Source organism: Bathymodiolus platifrons methanotrophic gill symbiont, assembly GCF_002189065.1.
In the GTDB taxonomy this organism is placed as follows: Bacteria; Pseudomonadota; Gammaproteobacteria; order Methylococcales; family Methylomonadaceae; genus Methyloprofundus.
In genome coordinates this window covers 1-1,136 of record NZ_BDMN01000470.1, presented here as the reverse complement: position 1 = coordinate 1,136, position 1,136 = coordinate 1, and the positions used below count along the sequence as shown (strand labels likewise).

At 38.6% G+C, this 1,136-nt stretch carries 2 protein-coding genes; one reads left to right on the top strand and one right to left on the bottom strand.

The window, feature by feature from the left end; genetic code table 11:
* Positions 1-4: 4 nt before the first annotated feature.
* On the bottom strand, positions 5-139 hold the full coding sequence (locus tag CDZ78_RS23945; RefSeq protein ID WP_280175539.1) for a hypothetical protein: 135 nt from the start codon (positions 137-139) through the stop codon (positions 5-7).
* Positions 140-358: 219 nt separating this feature from the next.
* Between CDZ78_RS23945 and CDZ78_RS19480 the strand changes: the two genes are divergently transcribed.
* Positions 359-868, top strand: a complete 510-nt coding sequence (locus CDZ78_RS19480; protein WP_087871448.1) for a hypothetical protein — start codon at positions 359-361, stop codon at positions 866-868.
* Positions 869-1,136 lie beyond the last annotated feature (268 nt).

Here is a 1,136-nt window from a genome sequence, read left to right as displayed (position 1 = left end):
CGCACTACCCACTAGGATTCACATAGAGCCATAATTTTTCACTTTCAATGGCGGCATACCGTCGCTTATTTTTTTCACAAAGTGAGTCATAAAATTTCTTCATCGACTTTTCGATATTTTTTTTATAAGGAAATGACATAAGACAACCACTGAGTAATAAATTAAGATAACCTTAATTTAGGGGAGATATTTCATTATTCAAGCTTGGCTGCTTCAGGAAGTTATTTCGTGCACATTCCTAAGTGCTGATAGCCGGACCGATAGTAAAATAAATCAACTTAGTGCGACAGGCTGGCATGCAAAATTTAATAGTGTTAAAGCCACCTTACACTTACCACCAGGCTGGCATTTATTCGCAGTGAGTGGAGTCGATAATGTACCGAATAGCTGGCTTACTCGCTGGACTCTTTTAGATTTATTTTTAGTCCTTATCGCTGCTCTTGCAGTCAGCCGGCTATGGAATAACTATTGGGGTCTATTTGCTTTATTTGCATTGGCTTTAATCTGGCATGAAGCTAATGCCCCTCGCCTTATCTGGCTAAATATTCTTGCCGCAATTTCCTTAATTAAAGTTCTTCCACAAGGTAGTTTTTTACGCATCATGCAGTTTTACCGAGCCGCCTGCTGGTTAGTCCTGCTTATTATCAGTATTCCTTTTTTAGTTGAGCAAGTTCGAACCGGCCTCTACCCACAACTAGAAAAGCCTAGGCAATCTATTGAACACAAGCGCGCATACCGACAGGACATAGCCACTACTACTTCCGGGGTAATATTTGATGAAGCACAAGAAATGGCTAGCCCAGCCAGGCACAAACGCCAAGCCAATAAAGCTGCCAGTAATAGTTATCTGAAGTTTCCCAATTATTGAGTAGCTGAAATACACAATGCTGGTGTATCGAGGTTTATTTTAGGTGGTTTTGCCATGTTTATAGCAAACCCCTACTTAATTCCCCTTAGGCAATAGCATTTGAAACGAATGAAAAGACTATTTTTTTCATATAGTTGTAGCATAGTTTCAATTTTACCATAAATAATTATTGGGAAACTTCAGTATTAACATAATCCCCCTCTTTAGTTAAGGAGGGGCTAATGCTACTTACTTAAGAATTTATTGATTAAATTTCAATAAGATAAGG